The following is a 22,302-nucleotide window of genomic DNA, read 5'->3' as shown; positions in this document are numbered from 1 at the left end:
CAGCCGGTCCTCTCGTCGCCAGGCGAAGACTGCCGCCACTACCCCATGCTCCTCCCCCTCGGCGACGATTTCCCGGCGATCACCCCAACCCGGTCTCCCCCTTTTCCGTGACATGCCCCCGACAAATCTGGCACGCTACAGCGGTCGCACCACCGATACACGCAGCCCACTGCCGCCCCCAGGCGCACCCCAGCCGACCGGGCGGCACCGAGCAGGCCGGAATCCCGGCCGCCGCAAAGGAGTTTCGCGTGAGAAAGACCCCCCACAGATCCATCGCCATGCGCGCACTGGCAGTCGCCGCGCTGGCCGCCGTCTCCCTTCCCGCCGCCCCCGCGGCAGCCGCCCCCTCGGCAGCGGCCGCATGCACCCCGGCCCAGGTGGTCGCCAACGGCGGCTTCGAGAGCGGCACTTCGCCGTGGACCCAGTCCTCGACGAGCGTCATCACCAGCCGTTCCGGCCAGACCGCACACGGCGGCACGAGCTACGCATGGCTGGACGGAACGGGCGGCACCCACACCGACACCCTCTCCCAGAGCGTCACGATCCCGTCCGGGTGCAGCACCGCCACCCTCTCCTTCTGGCTCCACATCGACACCACCGAGACGACCTCGTCCATCGCGTACGACAAGCTGACGGCGAAGATCGGCAGCACGACCCTGGCGACGTACTCGAACCTCGACAAGAACACCGGGTACGTGAAGAAGACGCTCGACGTGTCGGCGTTCGCGGGGCAGACCGTGAGCCTCGCCTTCACCGGCGCCGAGGACTCCAGCCTGCAGACCAGTTTCGTCCTCGACGACATCGCCCTCGACACGTCCGGGGGCAGTACGCCGCCGGCGGACTCCACGCGCACGCCCGCCACGCCCTCGTACACGGTCAGTCTCAGCAGCAACACCAGCGGCACGGTGTGGACCGGTCACGAGAGCGCGACCTTCACCAACGCCTCCTCGACCGCGCTGAGCGAGGTGTACCTGAGGCTGTGGGACAACTACCACGGCACCTGCGACGCCATGCCGATCACGGTCACCAACGTCACCGGCGGCACGGCGGGTTCCCTGTCCGTCGCCTGCACCGCCCTGCAGATCACCCTGCCGACGCCGCTGGCGCAGGGGCAGTCCGCCACGATCGGCTTCGACCTGGGCATCACCGTGCCGAGCGGCGCGGACCGGTTCGGCCACGACGGCGCCTTCAACAACATCGGCAACGCGCTGCCCGTCCTCGCCGTGAAGGACGGCGCGGGCTGGCACCTGGACCCGTACACGAACAACGGCGAGTCCTTCTACTCGCTTGCCGCCGACTTCAAGGTGACCCTCGACCACCCGAGCACCCTGCTGGTCCCGGCCACCGGCACCTCGACCGACACCCCGGGCTCCAGCGGCCGTACCGTCACCACCGCGACGGCCTCCAAGGTGCGTGACTTCGCCTGGGCGGCCGGGCCGTTCAGCAAGATCTCCGGCACCTCGGCGGCCGGGACCGCGATCAACATCTACTCCGTCTCGGGCATCAGCTCCTCCGACGCCCAGTCGATGCTCTCCACCGCCAAGTCCGCCGTGGACGCCCATGCGGCGCGCTTCGGGGCGTACCCCTACGGCGAGCTGGACGCGGTCATCGACAACAACTACTGGTTCGGCGGCATGGAGTACCCCGGATTCGTCCTCGATCTCGTCAGCACCACCGCGCTCACCCATGAGATCGGCCACCAGTGGTGGTACGGCATCGTCGGCGACGACGAGTACAACAGCCCGTGGCTGGACGAGGCGTTCACCGACTACGCCACCGACCTGGCCCTCGGCAAGTCCGGCAGCAACTGCTGGAACAGCGTCTCCTGGGCCTCGTCCGCGGAGAAGATCACCAACTCCATGGCCTACTGGGACGCCCACTCCTCCCGCTACTCCACCGTCGTCTACGGCTACGGCAAGTGCGCCCTGCACGACCTGCGGCGGCTGATCGGCGACACGGCGATGACCAAGCTGCTCAAGGACTACGCCACTTCGCACTGGTACGGCGTCTCGACCACGGCCGAGTTCAAGGCGGCCGCGCAGGCCGCCACGACCACCGACCTGACCTCCTTCTGGAGCACGCACCGGATCGACGGCTGAACATCGGGCCGCCGGCTGACGGCCCGGCGGGCCTGCGTGGCGAACGCCACGTGGGCCCGTCGGCCGTTTCGCCCGCGCGCTCCGCCTTCGATGCCGGTCGGCCCGTCGTCCTCAGCCGGCCTGCCGGGCGAACACCTCGTAAGCCCGGTCGTCGAAGAGGACGAACCGCACCTCATCGACGTCCGTCGATGCGTCCCGCACCGTCTGGACCGCGATCCGAGCGGCATCCTCCATCGGCCACCGGTACACGCCGGTGGAGATCGCCGGGAACGCGACCGTACGGGCGCCCAGCTCGTCCGCCACGCGCAGCGACTCCCGGTAGCAGGAGGCGAGCAGCGGGGAGCGGTCCTCGGTGGACGACCAGACCGGGCCGACCGTGTGGATCACCCAGCGTGCGTCGAGGTCACCGGCGGTGGTGGCGACCGCCCGGCCGGTGGGCAGGCCCTTGCCGTAGCGGGAGGCGCGGAGTTTGCGGCACTCCTCGAGGATCGCGGGGCCGCCACGGCGGTGGATGGCGCCGTCGACGCCTCCGCCGCCGAGCAGGGAGGAGTTCGCGGCGTTGACGATCGCGTCGGCGCTTTCGCGGGTGATGTCGCCCTTGGTGAGGGTGATGGTCGGCGTCATGTCTGTCTCAGCCTCCTCCAGACGGCCTTCGCGGCGTTGTGCCCGGACATGCCGTGCACCCCTGGGCCCGGTGGGGTGGCCGAGGAGCAGATGAAGACGGCCGGGTGGGGGGTGCTGTACGGGAACAGGGAGAGTTTGGGGCGCAGCAGGAGCTGGAGTCCGGAGACTGCGCCGGAGGCGATGTCGCCGCCGATGTAGTTGGCGTTGCGGGCGGCGAGTTCGGGCGGCCCTGCGGTGGCGCGGGCGAGGACGCGGTCGCGGAACCCGGGCGCGAAGCGCTCCAGTTGGCGCTCCATGGCCTCCGTGAGGTCGCCGGTCCAGCCACTGGGGACGTGACCGTAGGCCCAGAAGACCTGCTTGCCGTCGGGGGCGCGGGTGGGGTCGACGACGCTGGGCTGGACCGTGATCATGAAGGGTTTGTCGGGGGCGCGGCCCTCCCGGGAGGCCGCGGTCAGGGCGGCGCCGATCTCCGCGCTGTCCGCGCCGATCTGCACGGTGCCGGCGGCGCGGGCCTCCTCGGCGGTCCACGGCACCGGGCCGTCCAGCGCGTAGTCCACCTTGAAGACTCCGGGGCCGTACTTGTAGCCCTCGTAGTAGCGGCCGAAGCCCGCGATGCGGGCCAGGGCGGTGGGTGAGGTGTCGAAGACGTAGGCGCGGGCGGGCGGCAGGTCGTCGAGGCGCTTGACCTCGTAGTCCGTGTGGACCAGACCGCCCAGGTCCTTGAGGTACGCGGTGAGCGCGTCGGAGATGGACTGGGAGCCGCCGCGGGCCACGGGCCAGCCGCGGGCGTGTGCGGCGAGGGCGAAGACCAGGCCGATGGCGCCGGTGGCGAAGCCGTTCAGCGGAGCCATGACGTGTGCGACGAGGCCGGCGAACAGGGTCTTCGCCCGTTCGTCCTGGAAGCGGCGGGTCAGCCAGGTCGACGGGGGCAGGCCGACCAGGCCGAAGCGGGCGAGGGTCACCGGGTCGCGCGGGAGCGCGGTGAGCGGCAGGGACATGAAGTCGCGGGCCAGGGTGTCCCACTTGGGGAGGAAGGGCGCGATCAGCCTGCGGTAGGCGCCCGCGTCCCGTGGGCCGAAGGACGCGGCCGTCTCGGCGACCGAGCGGGACAGGACGGCGGCGGTGCCGTCGGTGAAGGGGTGCGCCATGGGGAGCTCGGCGTGCAGCCACTCGAGGCCGTACCGCTCCAGGGGCAGGGCGCGGAACGCCGGGGAGTTGATCGCGAGGGGGTGGGCCGCGGAGCACGGGTCGTGCCGGAAGCCGGGCAGGGTGAGCTCTTCGGTGCGGGCTCCTCCGCCGACGGTGTCGCGGGCCTCGAAAACCGCCACGGAGAAGCCGCGGCGGGCCAGTTCCACGGCGGCCGTCAGTCCGTTCGGCCCCGCACCCACCACGACAGCATCGAGCATCGACGGCACCCCTTCGTCAGCCGACGGCCAGTGAGGATCAGGATAAGCCGGGGGCCTGACAGCGCTGGGGGCAGGGAATGAGGACCGCCCCTGGGAGGTCAGGCCGACCCTTGTCGCAGAAGCGCCGCCACCCTGTCTGCCGTCGCGGCGTCACGGGCCGTCGTGAAGGGGAGGGCGTTGCCACCGGTTATGCGGAACGGTTCTCCTGTGAGCGTCTGGTGGGCGCCGCCCGCCTCCTCGACCAGCAGGATGCCCGCCGCGTGGTCCCACGCCGCCTCCCAGGAGAAGGCGACGGCGTCCAACTGGCCGCGGGCTATGGCGAGATACTCCAGGCCCGCCGAGCCGCAGGAGCGGAACTCGATGCCGTCGGTCCGCAGGCCGAGCAGGGCGCGCTTCTGCTCGTCGGTCGTGTAGTCCGGGTGGGAGGTGGCCACTTGGAGGTCGCGGCCGGGAACGGGCGAGCCCGCGGACAGCCGCTCGCCGTCGAGGAAGGCGCCCTGGCCCCTTATGGCCGTGGCCAGTTGGTCGCGCGCGGGTGCGTACGTCCAGGAGGCGAGCAGGACTCCGCGGTGCGCGAGGGCGACCAGCGTGCAGAATCCGGCTTCGCCGCGCACGAACTGCCGTGTCCCGTCGACCGGGTCGACGATCCAGACCGGGGCGTCGCCCTGTATCGCCTCGTACGTCACCGGGTCGGCGTGCACCGCCTCCTCGCCGACCACGACCGAACCGGGCAGGAGCGCGCCGAGGGTGTCCGTGAGGTACTGCTCGGCGAAGCGGTCGGCGTCGGTCACCAGGTCGTGCGGTCCGGACTTCTGGTCGACCTCGTGGGCGGCGAGCCGGCGGAAGCGGGGCATGATCTCGGCCGCGGCGGCCTTGCGGACCGCCTCCTCCACGTCGGCCGAGTGGCGGGCGAGAAACTCGTCGATGGTTTCCTTGTCTTCGATCATGACTCCATGAGAGCACGCGCCACTGACAATCCCCACCGTGCCGGTGGACCTCCGGTGGAATCGGCGTGAACTCGGCGTGCCCGCTCAGCGGGCCCGGTGTACGCGATCAGCGGCCCGGTGTACGTGATCAGCGACCGACCGCATACCCCTGCATGCCCCGCGGGTTCGCGGCCGCCGACAGGATGCCGGTCTCCGGGTCCCGGGCGACCGCGCACAGCCGGCCCTCCGACCAGGGGTCACCGACGGTGACGTCGTGTCCGTGCCGCCGCAGCTCCTCGACGACGCCGGGGTCCGTGCGGGACTCGACCGTGACGCTTCCCGGGCGCATTCCGCGCGGGTAGAAGGACCCCGGGAAGCCGTCGTTGTGCCAGTTCGGGGCGTCGATCGCGCCTTGCAGGTCGAAGCCCCCACGGACCTGCCCGCGCAGGGCGACGGCCAGGAAGAAGTGCAGCTGCCACTGGTCCTGCTGATCGCCGCCGGGCGTGCCGAACGCAATGACCGGGACGCCGTCCCGCAGGGCGATCGACGGCGTGAGGGTGGTGCGGGGGCGGCGGCCGGGCGTCAGCGAGTTCGGCAGGCCCTCCTCCAGCCAGGTCATCTGCAGCCGGGTGCCGAGCGGGAAGCCCAGCTCGGGCACGACGGGGTTGGACTGCAGCCAGCCACCGCTGGGCGTGGCCGCGACCATGTTGCCCCAGCGGTCGACGACGTCGAGGTGGCAGGTGTCGCCACGGGTGGCGCCGTCGGCGCGCACCTCGGGTTCGGCGGCACGCGCGCGTGGCTCACCCGGCACCGGGGACGTGGTCGGCTTGGCGACGGTCGGCTCACCGGCGCCCATCGGGTCGAGCCCGGGGTCGCCGGTGACGACCACGCGCGCGTGCCCGCTCAGCCGCGGGCTCCGCCCGCCGGGGCTGCCGGGACGCAGCTCGTACGAGGCCTTGAAGCCGACGAGAGCGCGGCGGGCCGCGTTGTAGTCCGCCGACAGCAGCTCGTCGAGCGGGACCTCGGCGGCGTCCCCGTACCAGGCCTCCCGGTCGGCCATGGCCAGTTTGCAGCCCTCGATCAGCAGGTGGACGTAGTCGGCGGACCCGTACTCGGGCAGCTCGGGCGGGAGCAGGGCGAGCTGCTGGAGGAAGGCGGGGCCCTGGCTCCACGGGCCGGCCTTGCACAGGGTCCAGCCCTTCCAGTCGTACGTCGCCGGGGCCTCGTAGGTCGCGGACCAGCCGGCCAGATCGGCGGCCGTGAGGGTGCCGGTGTGGCGTTCGCCGCTGGTGTCCATGGTGGGCCGCTGCGCCTGCCGTATCAGGGCCTCGGCGATGAACCCCGACCGCCAGACCTCCCTCGCCGCCTCGATCTGCGCGACCCTGTCCCCCGCACCGGCGACCTCGGCGAGCAGTCGCTTCCAGGTGGCGCCGAGGGCGGGGTTGCGCAGCAGCTCACCGGGGCGTGGGGCCTTCCCGCCGGGCAGGTAGACCTCCGCCGAGGAGATCCACTCCGTCTCGAACAGCTGCCGTACCGACTCGACGGTCGCGCCGACGTTCTCCACAGGCGCGTGCCCGTGCTCGGCGTACCCGATGGCGTACTCGAGGACGTCGGCGAGGGGCTTGGTGCCGTGGTCGCGCAGGAGCAGCATCCAGGCGTCGAACGCGCCGGGCACGGCGGCGGCGAGCGGTCCGGTGCCGGGGACGAGCTCAAGCCCGAGCCCCCGGTAGTGCGCGACCGTCGCTCCGGCGGGTGCGACGCCCTGGCCGCACAGCACCCGCACCTCGCCGCCCGCGGGGGCGAGCAGGATCGGCACCTCGCCGGCCGGCCCGTTGAGGTGCGGCTCGACGACGTGCAGCACGAACGCCCCGGCCACGGCAGCGTCGTACGCGTTGCCGCCGGCCTCCAGGACGGCCATCGCCGACTGCGAGGCCAGCCAGTGGGTGGAGGACACCATCCCGAAGGTGCCCTGGAGGGTGGGGCGAGTGGTGAAACGCATGTCTGACCTCGATGGTTGCGGGCATGGGCCAGGCTCATCCAACCCCAGACGAAACCCGGGGAGAAAGAGCACGTCAGGCGCACCGCACAGCCCCGGCGCCCGAAGCCCGGGCTGATCACCGCCGGACCGGTTCCGGTTGCCGACCTCCACACCGCAGGTTGCAATGAGGCTGCGGCCCGACGGCCGCAGCCGGCGGCGCAGGTGGTGTCCCGCCCCCGCTCGGCCCCGCTCGAGCCGGGGAGGCAGTCATGACGTTCCATGAGCCCGTCCCCCGCCCCGCGGGTCACACCCGATGGGGGCGGCTCGGCCTGGTGATGGTGCCGACTCTGGTGGTGTCCGCGCTGCTCCTGGTGGGGATCGGCAGCGGAATACTCCCCGTCTCGCTCGCGGTCACGGCACAGTCGATGGCGATCTCCGGACAGAACCTCGAGATCACCGCCGACCGGCTGGACGGCACCGGGTTCACCCAGTACGTCGCGACCGACCGGTCGAAGTCCCGGACGTATCCGGAGGCCATCGCCGGGATCGACTCGGCCGACCTGTACAACCTGTGCCAGTCGATGGTCGTCAAGCTCCCCGTCGTCGGCGAGACCACGCTGCGGATCGGCGCCGGCGGTGGCGGCAAGCCCGCGCACGCGGACCATCTCGTCGTCCACACCGACGACCTCGGCGGCGACGCGGTGTTCCACAACATCGTCATCGGCCAGGACGCCTCGACCTTCGAGAACGGTTCTGATGCCCTGACGGGACTCTTCGGGCAGTCGGCCGACACCGTCCGCATCGAGCACCTCCGGCAGTCGACCCGGGAGGTGAAGGCGGCGACCTTCCGCCTCACGGGCCTGCACCTCAGCGTGAAGGCCGGAGCCAAGCCCTGCTAGTCCTCGCAGGAATCCGCTGAACGTCCCTCCCCCCTTTCCTGACCCACGTGGGTGAATGCGTCCGTCCATTGGGGTCCCGCCGCTGTGTCCCTCAGTCACCCGCGGGTCCCACAGGAGTTGGCGATGCGTACCGCCCGAGACTCGGGAATTTGGGGCTTCTCGGCCCGCTGATGGGCCGGCCCGGATTGTCTGACGGGGAGAGGGATGACGAGCAACGTCGACAGTGCCACCCAGACCACTGTGAGCACACGTCTCACGGGCCACACCCGATGGAGGCGCCTGGCCGTGGCCATGGTGCCCACCTTGCTGGCGTCCGCAGGGCTGTGCACGGCGATGGCGCGTGGCGCCCTGGCCGCGTCCTTCGGAGTCTCACCCAACTCGTTCACGGTTTCCGGCGAGAGCTTCCAGATCTCGGCCAGCACGCTCGACGGGCGGGGGTTCGTTCAGTTCGGTGTGCTGGACCGCGGCGCTCATGCCTCGTACCCCGAGGCTCTTTCCGGCATCCGGTCCGCGGACCTGTACGACCTGTGCCAGTCCGTCGTCCAGGACGTGCCCCTGCTCGGGCCGGTCACCCTGCGGCTGACCTCGGGCAGCGGCGGGAGTCCCGCGCACGCGGACCGGCTCGTGGCCGACAGCCACGACCTGAAGGGCGACGCGCTCTTCCACAACATCAACATCGGTCAGGACGCGGCCACCGTGCAGGGTGTGCCGGGCGTGCACGGCGAGCCCGGTGGCTTCGGCGAGCAGGCCGACACCGTACGCATCGACAATCTGCGGCAGCAGACGCGTTCGGTGAGTGCGGCGACGTTCCGGCTGCCGGGACTCCACCTCAGCGTGCAGGTCGGCTCGAACCCGTGTTTCGACGCCGCCGCGGATCAGGGGGACGACGACTCCTCCGGTGCGGGTCACGGAGGTCACGACTCTTCTGGTGCCGGTCACGGAGGTCACCACTCCTCCGATGGGGATCACCAAGGTCACCACTGGTCCGATGAGGATCACGAAGGTCACCACTGGTCCGATGAGGATCAGGGACACCACCACACTCCGGAGGATCGCAGTGAGTAGTGCGTGGCTGCGCCTCGGAGGCAGGAGGAAGGGAGAGGACGACGGGGAGCGGCGCGGATGGTGGAACGCCTTCCGTGACTGGCGGCGCAGTCGCCCGTTCTGGGCCGGGGTGTGGACGCTGCTGGCGGGGGTCGAGATCCTCTCCATCCCGTTCGCGCCGTTGCCGGTCATGATGCATGAGGGCGTCGCCGGTGTGGCGGGGTCGCTCATGGGGATCTTCCTGGTTGTCCTCGCCCTCAGCCTGTGGCTGTCGCCCGGGCACCGGGTGTTCGCGGGCATCGCGACGCTGGTCCTCGCGGTCGCCTCGCTCGTGCTCTCCAATTTCGGCGGCTTCCTGATCGGTTTTCTGCTCGGTATCACCGGCGGTGCGATGGCGGTGAGCTGGGTGCCGTACGCGAGGCCTCCGGTCCGGCCGCCGATCTGGCCGGACTGGCGTCGTGGGAACGGCTCGGGCGGCTCCGGAGAACCGGGCAGCCCGGAGGGGCCGGACGGCCCCGACGGCCCTGGTGATTCGGGCGGTTCCGGTGGGGCCGGAGGCTCCGGTGGCTCCGGTGAACCGGACGGCTGGGGAGGCGGCGGAGGCCATGCAGTCGGCGGCGGACCAGCCGGCGGCACCCCGCGCCCGAACGGTCTGACCTGGCGCACCAGCCGTATGCGGGCGCTCGGTGTGCTGCCGATCGGGGCTCTGCTGACCGGCGGGCTGCAACCGGCCCCGGCGCACCTCCCTCGAGTAGTGCCGAACCGCGTCGATCCGCCCAGCGTGCTCGGGAGCACCACCGCCGGTACCGCTCCCCCGCACCTGACCGTCTGCTCCCTGCTCGGCGGACTGCTGGCCGGGGCGGCACCTCCCGCGCGCGGCACCGGAGGCCGCATCCCGGGCTCAGGCTCCGCGGTGGACGGCCCTCACACGCCCCTCGTCCCTCTTGTGCCGAAGCCGCGTACCGAGACGAACGACAAACCCAGGACCGGACGCGGGCCGACCTCCGTCAAGCCCGCACCCGCTCCCGCTCCTTCCTCCGGAGCGGGCCTTCTCGGCTCGGTCTCCGACCTTCTCGGCCTGCACGGTTCGGACGAAGCACGCGACAAGCAGGACACGGGCCCGGCTGCCCGGAACGACCATGAGACGTCACGCCCGCCCCGCCCCGCCGACCGGCCCCAGCGCAGTAAGCCCGACCACGCCGCCGGGCCGGGCAGGCCGGACAAGCAGCCGAGCAAGTCGGACGGCAACGCCCCGCCGTCCGTCCTGCGCCTCGACATCCCGCCCCTGCCTGCCGATGGGCGGATGAACGGGCCGCTGTCGCTGCTGCCGCTGCACATCGATCTGGGCACGGGCTCCGACCGGGACGAGCGCTCGCCCTGGTGCCTTCCGCAGCCCTTGATCTCCCTCAGGCTGGGTGTCGATGCCGCCGCCTACCGCGTACGCACCGCCGCCCAGCCGTTCCGGGTCGTCACCCCGCTGCTGGTGCTCACGGGCCTGACCTATCACGGCATCACCGAGGTGCCGACGGCGTACGGCCCCCAGGAGGTCCTGGTCTTCACCGCGTACCGGGTCGACATCGCGAGCCTGCGCCAGACGGCTCCGCTGCTGGCCCCCGGATGCGGCCGCCACCAGCCCCCGCCGCCCGCTCCGCCCTTCCAGGGCCTGCCCGGCCTCCGGTTGCCCCTGCTCGACATGGGCATTCCCGGCATCGGCCGGGTGGACCCGTCCGCCCCCGGCCCCTGGTATCCCTGTCAGGGCACGCTGGAGACGGACGCTCCCTCCAGCACTACGGTGGCCACCGGGCGGCCCGTGGTCCTGCTGACCAAGGTCCTCAGCGGGAACCTCCTCGGCCTGCTTCCCGTCACGTTCACCCCGAGCATGCCGCCCCCACTGCCACCGGGGCTCACCCTTCCCATCCCGATCTTCTTCACGAACGTCACCGCGTACAACCAGTTCCTCAGCGCCGACGAGTTGGACGTTCCCGGTATCCACCAGACGGCGGCCCGCTGACTTCGTCGGCGGGAGTGCGGCATTGCGGCAGCGCAGGGATTTTCGACAACGTCGGCAACCTCGACATGGGCCTGGTCTTCTGCTGCTACCAGCAGGACGTCCAGCGCCAGTTCGAGGCCACCCGGACCCGCCTGATCGACGAGCCCCTCGTCGACTGCGTCCGGCGGGCCCCCTCACATCCCCCCGACGAGCGCCGTCACCAGCGTCGCCACCCCGCCCCGCACCACAGCCAGCACCGCGTCCGAGGCGCCGCCCGCGACGGCACCGGCGAGCGCCCGCAGACGCTCGGGCCGGGAGCGCACCGCCGTGACGACCGCACCGGCGTCGGTGACGCTGCCGTCCGCCGCCACGACCCCCTCCCGGGTCAACTGGGCGACGAAGGCGCGCAGTTCACCGACGGCCGCGTCCAGCTCGGCGGGTGAGACTCCCGGGGAGTTGTCGATCCTGAACGTGTTGCCGCTGCCGCCGGTCTGGACGTTCTTGTCGCGGCCGATCTTGTCGCCGCCGAACTTGTCCCCGTGGACGTAGTCGGACATCCGTGGCTCCTTCTCCTCTGTTCTCTTCTGTTCTCTTCGTGAGGGTGGTGGTCACGCGGGAGATCCGCTGTGGACGTTCTTGTCCTTGCCGACCTTGTCGCCGCCGAACTTGTCCCCGAGGACGAGATCCCCTCCCACGTGCAGGATCCGTTCCGTGGCCGGCGGGTCCTCGATGGCGGCGACGATCGCCGCCTGGATGCGGTGGATCTCGTCGCGGGCCGTCCCGGACAGCGCCGTGTACTGCGTGCCCGCCGTCTCGATGAGCAGGGCGTACCGCTTGCGCCGCAGCAGCAGCCGGTAGAGCAGCACGCCCAGCAGGTAGGCGGTCCGGACGGCCAGCAGCACGACGAAGGCCGTGCCGATCCGTCGTACGGTCTCGGCGTCCGCGCCTGCGAGCCGGGACCCGGCGCGCTGCAGGACCAGGGTGATCGCGCCGCCCAGGAGGAGCAGGGCGGCGATCTCACGGAGCGGGTAGAACGTGGCCAGCTTGCCGCGCCAGACCACACGCAGCGTCTGCACCCGCGAGATGTTGGCGAGCGGGTACGTCTCGTGTCCGATGGTGACGATCCGCTTGGCGATGCGGATCTCGCCGACCTTCTTCTTCGTTCTGCTCATCGCTGTTCGTCGTCCTCATTCGGTCGAGGTCGGGGTCGGGATCGGGGTCGGGGTGCCGTCGGACGGAGTGACCGCCGCCGGGTCGGACGGCTCGGCACATTCGGGGAGCGACAGGGCGTCGGGGCCGCCGATGAGCGCGGTGGCCGTGACCCAGCCCGTGCCGCCGGTGGCGCGGAGCAGCTCGACCCACAGGTCGCTCTCGTAGCCGTGCGCCTGCACGGGGTCGCCGTGCGCCGCGCACACCGCCTGGTACGAGCCGCCCTCCTCGATGTAGCTGATCTGCGTGTCGGCGGTTGTGGGCCCTGTGCGCACGGGCGCCGTCGCGGCACCGGTGACGGTGGTGGTGCCGGGGGTCCCGGTGTCGGTGGGCGTGTCCGTCGGTGTGGGGGTCGGAGATTCCGTCGGCGGGTCCGAGGGCACGGACGGCGTCGCGGCCACGTACACCGTCGTCGGCGTACGGCGGCCTGCGGTCACCCGGTCGCCGGGCTGGGGCGCGGTGTCGTCGGCGGGCGGCAGCTGTACGGTGCCGGCGGCGCCGGTGGTCGGGATGACGACCCGGGAGACGGTGCCCTCCTCGACGCCGTCCGCGGGCTCGGCCGCGTACTGCACCTGGAGACAGTCGGCGGCCAGCTGCGCCACGGTGTCGTCGACGTCGGCGCCGGCGCTCACCTCGGGCAGGGTGACGCCGATGTCGCCGCTGCCGGCGGCACAGGAGGATGCCGAACTGGTCGGCACGGGAGAGTCCTGCTGCTCAGGGGCGTCGGCGATCTGCAGACGCGTCACCTTGCCGGGCTGCGTACGGGTCGCGTCCACCAGTACCGTGCCGCCCTGCGCGAGCGCGAGGTCCCGCCCGTCAAGGGAGGGCTGGACATGGCGGCCCTTGGTGTGGATCTCGTAGGCGGAGTAGACGTATCCCGTCCCCTGTGCCTCCCGTGTCCGGACGAACGCTGCGCTCCGGGTGGTCGTCGCGGCGTGCGCCAGGTGCCGGATCAGGACCACCAGGTTCTTGCCGCTGACCAGTCGTTGCTGGAATCCGCCGACGGAGACCTCGCCGAGCGGCGTGACGATCTTCGCGTCGGCGGAGACGCTGATGTTGCCCGCCGAGTCGATCGTGAACGACACCGGCAGGAACGCCGGTTTGACGGTCACCGAGCCCTCGCCCGGTTTTTTGCAGCCGGCCAGGCCGGTCGCGAGCAGCGCCGCAAGCACGACCAGGGCGAGCGGCCTGGCGGTCTTCGCCCATGCCTTTCCGCGTGTCTTCCCCCGCATGATGTTCCCCCGATTCCCCCGACTTCCGATTTCCGACTCCTGATGAGTGGTCCGCCCAGTCTTCGCGCGGCAGGGGGCGGGGACATCCAGGCGGACCCTGGTCCGCCGGCGGGGGCTTCTCAGGGTCTGCCCTGATGTCATGGCCACCGCGCGCCCGTCAGCATGGGGTCATGAGCCGCAGCGTGCTGATCGTCGACGACGACCCGGCCTACCGGGCCGCCGTACGGGCCCTGTTGGAGGCGGACGGGGACTACGCCGTGACCGAGGCGGCTTCCGGGGCCGCGGCGCTCGCGGCGGTCGCCCGCGGGGAGCGGCCGGACATCGTGCTCCTGGATCTGGGGCTGCCCGGGGAGAACGTCTTCGCCGTGACACGGGAGCTGAACGCGCTGGCCGCCGACATGGTGCTCGTGCTGTGCTCGGTGCGCGAGGCGGACGAGTTCGCCGCACGCATCGCCCGCTCCCCGGCCACCGGTTTCCTGGCCAAGGACCGGCTGTCGGTCAGGGCCCTGTCGGACCTCGTCGGCCGCGGAGGGTGAGCCGGGACCGCAGGTCAGGAGTCCCTGGACTGGAGGTATTTGAGCACGGCCAGCACCCGGCGGTGGTACTCCCCCTCGCTCTCGTCGGGCAGTTCGAGCCGTCGGAAGATGCTGCGGACGTGGGTCTCGACGGTCTTCAAGGTGACGACGAGCTGCTCGGCGATCGCCTGGTTGGTCAGGCCCTGCGCCATGAGCCGGAGCACGTCCAGTTCACGGGGGCTGAGCGTGGCCAGACCACCGCGCCGGCGCGGGCCGTTGAGGAGCAGTTGCAGCACCTGCTGGTCGAACTCGCACTCCCCGTCGGCGATCCGGCCGACGGTGTCGAGGAAGTGCTCGTCGGCGACGCGCTCCTTGAGCAGGTAGCCGACGCCCCGGACGTCGGATGCGGTCAACTCGGCGAGGTGGGTGACCTGGACGCTCTGGGACAGCAGCAGGATCCCCACGCCGTGGTGGGACCGGCGGATGTCCACGGCCGCCTGGAGTCCTTCCAGGCGTTTCGTCGGCGGCATCCTGATGTCGATCACCGCGAGGTCCGGGACCGTCCGGGCGACTGCCGCACGCAGCGCGTCCGCGTCGCCGACCTGGGCGGTGACCTCGTGACCCCGGCTCGCCAGCAGCGCGGCGAGGGCACCCCGGAAGAGGCGTTCGTCGTCGGCGAGCACAATCCGCAGGGGTCTGGGCGAGGACGGGGCGCTCGTGACGCCTCCGCGCGGGGAACGTCCCGGCAACTCGTGTTCCCTCACGCCCGTCCGTCCTCCCCTTCGCCGGAAACGCCGGAAGCCGTCTCCGCTACCGACAACGCCTCGGCCGCAGCCGCCGTCACGGCCAAGTCCCGGCTTCGGAGCGGCAGTTCGACCGCCACCACGGTCCCCCGGCCGCGTTCGCTGCGGACCGTCATGGTGCCGTCGAACACCGCCACCCGGTCCCTGAGCCCGAGCAGCCCGGTGCCGCCGCGCGGGTCGGCGCCACCGACACCGTCGTCGGCGACCGTCAGCCGCAGCACCCCGTCCTCGGCCCGGTGGCGGACGTCGATGCCGATGGTCCGCGCATGGGCGTGCTTCAGGGCGTTGGTGAGCGCCTCGGCGGCGACGAAGTACACGGTGGCCGCGAGCGGCGGGGGCAGCACGGGGACCGTGCCCGCGGTCACCTCGACCGGGCAGGGGGCGCGCGCGGCGAGCGTCTCAAGGGCCGCCACCAGGCCTGTTTCGGTCAGTACGGCGGGATGGATGCCGTGCGCGAGGTCGCGCAGCTGGTCGATGCCCTCGCCCATCAGCTCCGCGATCCGGTCGAGCAGGCCGACCAGTTCGGGATCGGGCGACTCCCGGCCCGCGCACCTCTGCTTTGCCAGCCGTAACGTGACGAGCGCGGTGACGAACGTCGTCTGTGCCCCGTCGTGCAGGTCGTGCTCGATCCGGCGGCGCTGCTCGTCGCCCGCCTCGACGATACGGGCCCGTGACGCGCGCACCTCGGCCAGCTGGGCGCGCACCTCGGCGGCGAGGCGCTGGTTGTCCAGCTCCAGCGCCGCCGCCGAGACGACGGCCTCCAGAACGTAGCGGTCCTCGCGCAGCGCCGGGTCGTGGACGAGCACCCCGACCCGCTGGCCGTCCCGCTCCAGCGGGCTGACCTGCCGCCCGGGCGCCACGGCGAGCACGGTGCCCCCACTGTCCACGTACCCCTCGGAGGCGGGGTAGCCGACCTGCACCGACGGGTCGCGCAGCGCCCGCGCCAGCGCGTCGCGCAACTGTGCCCGGGTGGCGGTCGGCATGCCGCGCAGCAGGTCTGCCACGGCCGTACGGCCCATGCGGACGTGCCAGACGCCGGCCAGGAAGGCCAGCGGCAGCGCGAGCACCGCCACGTGCGCGACGGCGATGAGCGGTGGATGGGTCGGCGAGTCGGGTCCCGTCCCGAGGATCGCGTCGAGCGTGGACGCGAGCCCGCCGACCAGTCCCACGCCGAACAGCGGCGCGAGCACCCGCCGCGCCGGACGTGTGGCTCTCACCCACCGCCCCAGCAGGACGGCGACGACGGCCGCGCTCATGACGAACTGGACGCGGTCGACCGCTTCGGGCAGCCAGAGCACGGGGTGCACCAGCAGCAGGTTCCGTACCAGCGAGTCGTAGAAGAGGGTGCTCAGCGGGATCAGCCCGAACGCCGTCGCACAGCCGGCGGCCACCAGGAGCCGCTCCAGCCGCGAGCGCAGCACCCCGTCGGGGAACATCAGCAGCAGCGGGATCAGGAATCCGCTCGACGCCGACCGCACCAGCAGCCCGACGGTGTGCGCCACCGGATCCGGGCTGATCTGCAGGTCCTCGGCGAACCACCCGATGCCCACCCACAGCATCATCAGCCCGACCGGGTTGCTCGGCCGCCGTATCCGCGCGAGCAGCCCCGCCGCGAGATACAGACCACCGACCGCGCCCGAGAACCAGGTCGTGGTGGTCGTGACGTACCGCCCGGGCGCGCTCACGACCAGCACATACGCCCCGAACACGAGCCCGCCCGCGGCCAGTCCGACCGCTTCCGCCTCCGGCGCGAGCCGCAGCCGCCCGCCCGGGACTCCCCAGCGCCCGGTCGGCCCGGCCACTTCCGCCGCCTCAGCCATGAGCCGCCTCCCCCTGGCGTGCGCCCCGCCGCAGGCCAACGGCCCGTCGGGACAGCCATGTTAGCGAGGCGAACCCCTCGGACCTGGCGGAACAGGGAGAAACAGGGACAGAAAACAGCGGAGTGCGGAACGATGCGCCGACGCCCGTCGACCCGGCCGCTCGCCCCGCCGCCCTCCGGTACATGTCGTGGCCACGAGTTCGTAACGAGCCATTGACAGTGGCTTCCGGCGGGGGCACTCTCATGTCCACACGGTTGGCTAAACGATTAGGCAACCCGGAATCAACCACTTTGGGCGGGGGCAATGGCGCGCCGGATCGGGATCAAGGACGTGGCCGCGGCGGCAGGTGTGTCGACCGCGACCGTGTCGCACGTCCTGAACCGGGTCGAGGGCAAGCGGATCAGCGAGGAGACGCGCCGGCGCGTCTGGAAGGCCGCCGACGAACTCGGGTACGCGCCCAACGGACTGGCCCGCGGGCTGCGGACACAGCGGTCGCAGACCATCGGCTTCGTCAGCGACCAGATCGCCACCACCCCGCACGCGGGCCGCATGATCCTGGGTGCCCAGGAGGCCGCCGCGGCCGAGGGCCTGGTGCTGCTGCTGGTCAACACGAGCGGCGATGCCGAACTGGAGCGCACCAGCATCGAGATGCTGCTCCAGCGGCAGGTGGACGGCGTCGTGTACGCGGCCATGTACCACCGCATCGTGGAACTGCCGGAGGCACTGCGCTCGACGCCCACCGTGCTGCTCGACGCGTGCTCGGCCGACCCCGCCGTCCCGTCCGTGGTGCCCGACGAGGTCCAGGGCGGTTACGCGGCGGTGCGCGAGCTGCTCGACCACGGTCACCGCCGGATCGGTGTGACCGTGCAGACCGTGGATCTGCCCGCGCGGCAGGGCCGGTTGGAGGGCTACCGCAGGGCGCTGGCCGAGGCCGGTGTCGCCTACGACCCGTCATTGGTCGCCGCGGAGACGGCGGTGCCGTTCAACACGGTCGGCGGTGACGTGGACGCGGGCTACCGGGCCGCGCGCCGGCTGCTGACGGCCGAGCAGCGCCCCACGGCGTTGTTCTGCTTCAACGACCGGATGGCCGCCGGTGCCTACCGGGCCGCGGCCGAGCTGGGGCTGTCCATCCCCGGCGATCTGTCGGTCATCGGGTTCGACAACCAGGAACTCGTCTGCGAGTCGGTGCACCCGCAGCTGAGCACGGTTCAGCTCCCGCACTACGAGATGGGGGCACGGGCCGTGGCCCAGTTGCTCGCGCTCACCAAGACTCCGGGCCGGCCACCGGGCCCGGACCCCCAGGAATTGCTGCCTTGCCCGCTGGTGGCGCGGGCATCGGTCACTTCGCCGCCCCGACTCTGACCCCGGGACGGCGAAGCAATCGCACCGTGACAGGCGACCGTCGCAACCGGTCGTCGGTCCTGCCAGTACGTGGAACACAGTGAGGGTACACATATGTCCCCCGAGCTTTTCAATGAGCGGTTTTTCAATGAGCGGTCGAGGCGGCATTCCCGCCTGACGTCCGACAGCGCCGCGGAGTACTGAGCCGCGCATCTCCCGCCGACGAGCCGTCGGCGCTTCAGACAGCCTTCCCTCATCTCGCCGCCGGCAGCGCGCCGGACCCGGCTTCCCTCGCCATGCCGCGAGGGCCGCCGGCGGGTGCAGGGGGAAAGGCGCCTTCATCGAGTCCCCCGAGGCGATCGTGGCCGGCCGTGCCCGGTGACCGCCCGTCCTCGCATGCTCCGCTGCCCATACCGAAAGGCACGTGTGTGTCCACCGCGCCCCGCGATCCGTACCGGCCCGTCGCGCATCTGCGCCCGCCCCGGAACTGGATCAACGACCCCAACGGACTGGTCTTCCACGACGGCCACTACCACGTCTTCCACCAGTACAACCCCTCCGGCGCGACGCACGCGAACATGCACTGGGCGCACTTCCGCAGCCCCGACCTGCTGAGCTGGGAACAGCTGCCGATCGCCCTGTCCCCGACCCCGGGCGGCGTGGACGCCGACGGCTGCTTCTCCGGCAACGCGGTCTCCGACGGCGACCGGCTGGTCGCCTTCTACTCCGCGAACCGCTGGGACCGCTCGCCCCAGCACCAGCCGGTCGCCACCGCCATCTCCCGCGACGGCGGCCGGACCTTCGGCCGACGGGGCCAACTGGCCGTCCCCACCTGGCCCGAGGGCTGCACCATGTACCGCGATCCCTATGTGTGGCGGGACGGCGAGCGGTGGCGGATGCTGGTCGGCGCCGCCCTCGCGGACGGCCGCGGCGCGGCCCTGCTGTACGAGTCGCCCGACCTGGAGACCTGGACCTACCTCGGCCCCTTCGACGCCCGCGCACAGGAGCCGGTGGCCGGCACCGACCTGCACACCGGCGAGGGCTGGGAATGCCCCCAGTACCTGCCACCGCACTCCGGACGGCCCGGTGCCCTGATCTTCAGCGCCTGGAACCACCACGACGGCGCACGCTGCGTCGCGGCCCTGGTCGGCGAGGATCACGGCAACACGTTCGAGGCCGGCGCGCCCGCCTTCGTGGACCACGGCCCGGACTGCTACGCCCCCGCCCTGCTGCGCGCACCGGGCGACCGATGGCTGCTGTGGGGCTGGTCCCCGGAGGCCCGCGAGGGGGACTGGGCGGTCGAGGACGGATGGGCCGGCGTACTGACGATCCCGCGCGAGATCTCGGTCGCCGCCGACGGCACGCTGCACCAGCAGCCCGCCGCTGAACTCTTCTCTCTGCGCGGTGAGTTGGCGTTCCACACGGAAGGCGTGGCGCACGGCCCGCAGCCCGTCGCACTGGGCAGTGCGGGCCGTGCCTTCGACCTGACGGCCCGTCTGGAGACGACCGGCGCGGCGAGCCTGCGGCTGATCACCGGACCCGACGAGTACCTCGACATCCGCCTCGACCCCGCCGCGGGCGAGCTCGTCGTCGACCGCGACCACGCCTCGCTGGACCCCCGCGCGTACGGCGGCTCCTATCGGATGCCCTGCCCCGCCGGGCAGCCGGTCGAGCTGCGCCTGATCGTCGACCACTCCCTCGTCGAAGTCTTCCTGACCACCACCGGCCAGGTGCTCTCCCTGCGCTTCTACCCGACCGGGGACGGCCCTTGGCGGCTCGAGGCCCACACCGCGCCGGGCGCGCACCTGCGCCACGCGGTCGACGCCTGGGAGCTCTTGCCCCTCGTGGTCAAGGAGCCGAGCGCCGGTCCCGAACTGCCGCAGGGGCAGCCCACATGACGGAGTCATCGCCCATGTCGCCGTACCGGCGCGTGCCGATCCCGAATCCCCCCATGCACCGAAGCACCGCTCACCCTCGCCCGCACCACACACCGGAGGCACCCACGATGAACGCCGGCACCACAAGAGTCCGCCGGACGACCTCTACGGCCCTGGCCCTCGCCCTTCCCCTGGCCGCGCTCGCCGCCTGCGGCGGGGGCAGCGGCACCGGCACCTCCGCCGAGCAGGGCAGCGGCACGGGCACCATCACCGTCTGGGCCCACCAGGGACAGGCGAGTGAGGCGGCCGCCCTGCAGAGCGCGGTGAAGACCTTCAACTCCTCGCAGAAGAAGGTCAAGGTCAAGCTGACGCTGATCCCCGACAACGACTACACCAAGACCATCACCGCCACCGAGGCGTCCAAGCTGCCGGACGTGATGGAGTTCGACGGTCCGACCATGGCGAACTTCGTCTACAACAAGAAGCTCACCGCGATCGACAGTTACGTCTCCGCCAGGACGCTCGCCAACGCCACCCCGGCGATCAAGGCGGAGGGCCGGTTCGAGGGCAAGCAGTACGGGCTCGGCATGTACGACTCCGGGCTCGGCATCTACGGCAACAAGAAGCTGCTGGACGCGGCCGGCGTCAAGTACCCCACCGGTCTGTCCGACGACTGGACCGCGGCCGAGTTCACCGCCGCCGTGAAGAAGCTGGCCGCCAAGGACTCCGACGGCAAGAGCCTGGACCTCCAGGAGAGCAACGGCCTCGCCAACGAGTGGGGCACCTACGGCTTCGCCCCGGTCGTGTGGTCGGCGGGCGGCTCCCTGCTGAAGAACGGCAAGGCCGAAGGCGCCGTGGACACCCCGGCCGTGGTCTCGGCGCTGAAGACCTTCCAGTCCTGGAAGAAGTACGTCGACCCCAACACCGACGGCAACGCCTTCGCCAAGGGCCGCGTCGCCCTCAGCTGGGTCGGCCACTGGATGTACCCCGCCTACGGCAAGGCGCTCGGCAAGGACCTGGTCGTGCTGCCGCTGCCCGACTTCGGCAACGGCCCCAAGACCGGCCAGGGTTCCTGGGCGTGGGGCATCGGCGCCGACACCAAGAACGGCAAGGCCGCCGGCGCCTTCCTCGACTCCCTGCTGAACGACACCAACGTCACCGCGATGACCACGGCCAACGGTGCCCCTCCCGGCACGAAGAGCGCGCTCGCCAAGAGCAGCCTGTACAAGCAGGGCGGCCCGCTGCAGCTCTTCGCCGACCAGCTCGCCAAGGCCTGTGGTGACACGAACATCGACAAGTCCTGCGTCGCCGTGACCCGCCCGGTCACCGCCGGATACCCCACGGTCACCGCCAAGTTCAGCCAGGCGCTGAGCGACGTCTACGGCGGCGCCGACCCGAAGTCCGCCCTCGACAAGGCCGCCCGCGCCATCGACCAGGACTTCTCGGACAACGACGGCTACAAGCTGCAGTAGCGGCATCCAGCAGCCGGGAGGGACGGACCCACTCCGACAGCGCCCGTCCCTCCCGGCCCGGAAGAGGACACCCACTGTGACCACCGTGAACCCCGCACCCGCCGCACCCGACCGGCAAAAGCCGAGCCCTCCACCGCCGTCCCCCGAGTCCGTACGGCCTCGCCGCGCGAACCGCGACCGGGTGCACGGACTGCTGATGTCCGCACCCGCGCTCGGCGGACTGATCGCCTTCGTCGCCGTGCCGTTCGTGTACGCCGTCGTCCTGTCCTTCTACAACGTGCGGCTCGGCTCCCCGCTCCCGCCGCGCTTCTTCGGCATCGAGCAGTACCGGCGCATCTTCACCGACCCCGACATGTCCGGCCCGTTCCTGCGGGCCCTGCTGAACAACCTGACCTTCGCCGCAGTCGTCGTACCCCTGCAGACGGGGCTGGCGCTGGGGTTGGCGATCCTGCTCAACCGGAAGCTGAAGGCGATCGGCGTCTTCCGTTCGCTGTTCTTCCTGCCGGTCGTCTTCCCCATGGCGCTCGTCGCGGTCATCTGGCGGCTCATCCTCGCCCGCAGCGGCGACGGCCTGCTCAACTCCGCGTTGCACGCGGTGAGTTTCGGCAACTGGGGCGCCTTCGACTGGCTCGGCGACGGCCTCACCGCGATGGCCTCGATCATCGTGCTGTCCGTGTGGCAGGGCGTCGGCTTCCAGATGGTCATCCTGCTCGCCGGCCTCCAGCAGATCCCGGGCGAGCTCTACGAGGCCGCCCAGCTCGACCGCGCCTCGCGCTGGCAGCAGTTCCGCAACGTCACCCTGCCCGGCATCCGCGGCACCCTCGTCTTCGTCGCCATGCTCACCTCGGTGCTGTCCTTCCGCGTCTTCGACCAGGTCTACGTCCTCGTCCACGGCGGCGGACTCGACGAGGACGCCACCCGCACCGTGATGTACCAGGCCGTCACCACCGCCTTCGACCAGAACAACATCGGCCAGGCGTCCGCGATCACCGTCGTGTTCTTCCTGATCGTCGTCGTCCTGACCCTCATCCAGCGCCGCGTCGTCCGCCCCGGCAACGAGGACTGAT

The 22,302-nt window shown here is 71.6% G+C and carries 18 protein-coding genes; 9 read left to right on the top strand and 9 right to left on the bottom strand.

The genetic code is table 11. The features are described 5' to 3' along the window. Nucleotides 1–248: 248 nt before the first annotated feature. The gene (locus ABT254_RS33285; protein WP_351478397.1) at nt 249–2,099 is read left to right on the top strand and encodes a M1 family metallopeptidase; all 1,851 of its coding nucleotides are present in this window, start codon (nt 249–251) and stop codon (nt 2,097–2,099) included. A gap of 111 nt (nt 2,100–2,210) precedes the next feature. Here the strand turns inward: ABT254_RS33285 and ABT254_RS33280 are convergent, their stop codons facing one another. The 4 genes from ABT254_RS33280 to ABT254_RS33265 all read right to left on the bottom strand — a co-directional run bounded on the left by ABT254_RS33280 (nt 2,211) and on the right by ABT254_RS33265 (nt 7,054). Further along, nucleotides 2,211–2,723, bottom strand: coding sequence for an O-acetyl-ADP-ribose deacetylase (locus ABT254_RS33280; RefSeq protein ID WP_351478394.1), 513 nt, complete (start codon nt 2,721–2,723; stop codon nt 2,211–2,213). Beyond that, on the bottom strand, nt 2,720–4,129 hold the full coding sequence (locus ABT254_RS33275) for a phytoene desaturase family protein (protein WP_351478392.1): 1,410 nt from the start codon (nt 4,127–4,129) through the stop codon (nt 2,720–2,722). The genes ABT254_RS33280 and ABT254_RS33275 overlap by 4 nt, the downstream gene beginning before the upstream one ends. 98 nt (nt 4,130–4,227) lie before the next feature. Continuing rightward, complete coding sequence (locus ABT254_RS33270) at nt 4,228–5,076, bottom strand: inositol monophosphatase family protein (protein ID WP_351478389.1); 849 nt, start codon at nt 5,074–5,076, stop codon at nt 4,228–4,230. Between the two features lie 127 nt (nt 5,077–5,203). Then, the gene (locus ABT254_RS33265; protein WP_351478386.1) at nt 5,204–7,054 is read right to left on the bottom strand and encodes a gamma-glutamyltransferase family protein; all 1,851 of its coding nucleotides are present in this window, start codon (nt 7,052–7,054) and stop codon (nt 5,204–5,206) included. A gap of 248 nt (nt 7,055–7,302) precedes the next feature. Between ABT254_RS33265 and ABT254_RS33260 the strand changes: the two genes are divergently transcribed. The 3 genes from ABT254_RS33260 to ABT254_RS33250 all read left to right on the top strand — a co-directional run bounded on the left by ABT254_RS33260 (nt 7,303) and on the right by ABT254_RS33250 (nt 10,987). After that, a complete protein-coding gene (locus ABT254_RS33260; RefSeq protein ID WP_351478383.1) occupies nt 7,303–7,932 on the top strand; it encodes a DUF6230 family protein in 630 nt (209 codons plus the stop codon). Nucleotides 7,933–8,136: 204 nt separating this feature from the next. Beyond that, entirely contained in the window at nt 8,137–8,997 is an 861-nt protein-coding gene (locus ABT254_RS33255) for a DUF6230 family protein (protein ID WP_351478380.1), read from the top strand. After that, entirely contained in the window at nt 8,990–10,987 is a 1,998-nt protein-coding gene (locus ABT254_RS33250) for a DUF6114 domain-containing protein (protein WP_351478377.1), read from the top strand. Before ABT254_RS33255 ends, ABT254_RS33250 begins: the two co-directional genes overlap by 8 nt. A 173-nt stretch (nt 10,988–11,160) precedes the next feature. On the opposite strand, the gene ABT254_RS33245 is transcribed toward ABT254_RS33250, so the two are convergent. The 3 genes from ABT254_RS33245 to ABT254_RS33235 are packed head-to-tail and all read right to left on the bottom strand — an operon-like array spanning nt 11,161 to nt 13,407. Beyond that, entirely contained in the window at nt 11,161–11,523 is a 363-nt protein-coding gene (locus tag ABT254_RS33245; RefSeq protein WP_351478710.1) for a hypothetical protein, read from the bottom strand. 51 nt (nt 11,524–11,574) lie between these two features. Then, nucleotides 11,575–12,138 (bottom strand): DUF6232 family protein, encoded by a 564-nt coding sequence (locus ABT254_RS33240; protein WP_351478374.1) that lies wholly within the window; start codon nt 12,136–12,138, stop codon nt 11,575–11,577. Between the two features lie 15 nt (nt 12,139–12,153). Next, nucleotides 12,154–13,407 (bottom strand): hypothetical protein, encoded by a 1,254-nt coding sequence (locus tag ABT254_RS33235; RefSeq protein ID WP_351478371.1) that lies wholly within the window; start codon nt 13,405–13,407, stop codon nt 12,154–12,156. A gap of 170 nt (nt 13,408–13,577) precedes the next feature. Here ABT254_RS33235 and ABT254_RS33230 point away from each other — a divergent pair, with 170 nt between their 5' ends. Then, nucleotides 13,578–13,943 (top strand): response regulator, encoded by a 366-nt coding sequence (locus tag ABT254_RS33230; RefSeq protein WP_351478368.1) that lies wholly within the window; start codon nt 13,578–13,580, stop codon nt 13,941–13,943. Nucleotides 13,944–13,957: 14 nt separating this feature from the next. Here the strand turns inward: ABT254_RS33230 and ABT254_RS33225 are convergent, their stop codons facing one another. Together ABT254_RS33225 and ABT254_RS33220 are read right to left on the bottom strand one after the other, a co-directional pair. Further along, a complete protein-coding gene (locus tag ABT254_RS33225) occupies nt 13,958–14,686 on the bottom strand; it encodes a response regulator transcription factor (RefSeq protein WP_450751459.1) in 729 nt (242 codons plus the stop codon). Further along, a complete protein-coding gene (locus tag ABT254_RS33220; protein ID WP_351478365.1) occupies nt 14,683–16,545 on the bottom strand; it encodes a sensor histidine kinase in 1,863 nt (620 codons plus the stop codon). Before ABT254_RS33220 ends, ABT254_RS33225 begins: the two co-directional genes overlap by 4 nt. A 303-nt stretch (nt 16,546–16,848) precedes the next feature. Here ABT254_RS33220 and ABT254_RS33215 point away from each other — a divergent pair, with 303 nt between their 5' ends. From ABT254_RS33215 to ABT254_RS33200, 4 genes are all read left to right on the top strand, one after another. Further along, nucleotides 16,849–17,907 carry a LacI family DNA-binding transcriptional regulator gene (locus tag ABT254_RS33215; protein WP_351478362.1) on the top strand — a complete coding sequence of 353 codons (1,059 nt, stop codon included), beginning with the start codon at nt 16,849–16,851 and terminating at the stop codon, nt 17,905–17,907. Nucleotides 17,908–18,314: 407 nt separating this feature from the next. Continuing rightward, the gene (locus ABT254_RS33210; RefSeq protein WP_351478359.1) at nt 18,315–19,784 is read left to right on the top strand and encodes a glycoside hydrolase family 32 protein; all 1,470 of its coding nucleotides are present in this window, start codon (nt 18,315–18,317) and stop codon (nt 19,782–19,784) included. 107 nt (nt 19,785–19,891) lie between these two features. Further along, nucleotides 19,892–21,235 carry an ABC transporter substrate-binding protein gene (locus ABT254_RS33205; RefSeq protein ID WP_351478356.1) on the top strand — a complete coding sequence of 448 codons (1,344 nt, stop codon included), beginning with the start codon at nt 19,892–19,894 and terminating at the stop codon, nt 21,233–21,235. 76 nt (nt 21,236–21,311) lie between these two features. Continuing rightward, nucleotides 21,312–22,301, top strand: coding sequence for a carbohydrate ABC transporter permease (locus tag ABT254_RS33200; protein WP_351478353.1), 990 nt, complete (start codon nt 21,312–21,314; stop codon nt 22,299–22,301). Nucleotide 22,302 lies beyond the last annotated feature (1 nt).

The sequence above is a fragment of the Streptomyces sp. NPDC001137 genome (assembly GCF_040298885.1).
Lineage (GTDB): Bacteria > Actinomycetota > Actinomycetes > Streptomycetales > Streptomycetaceae > Streptomyces.
The sequence above is the reverse complement of the archived record's forward strand: the minus strand, read 5'-3'. Positions and strand labels throughout refer to the sequence as shown.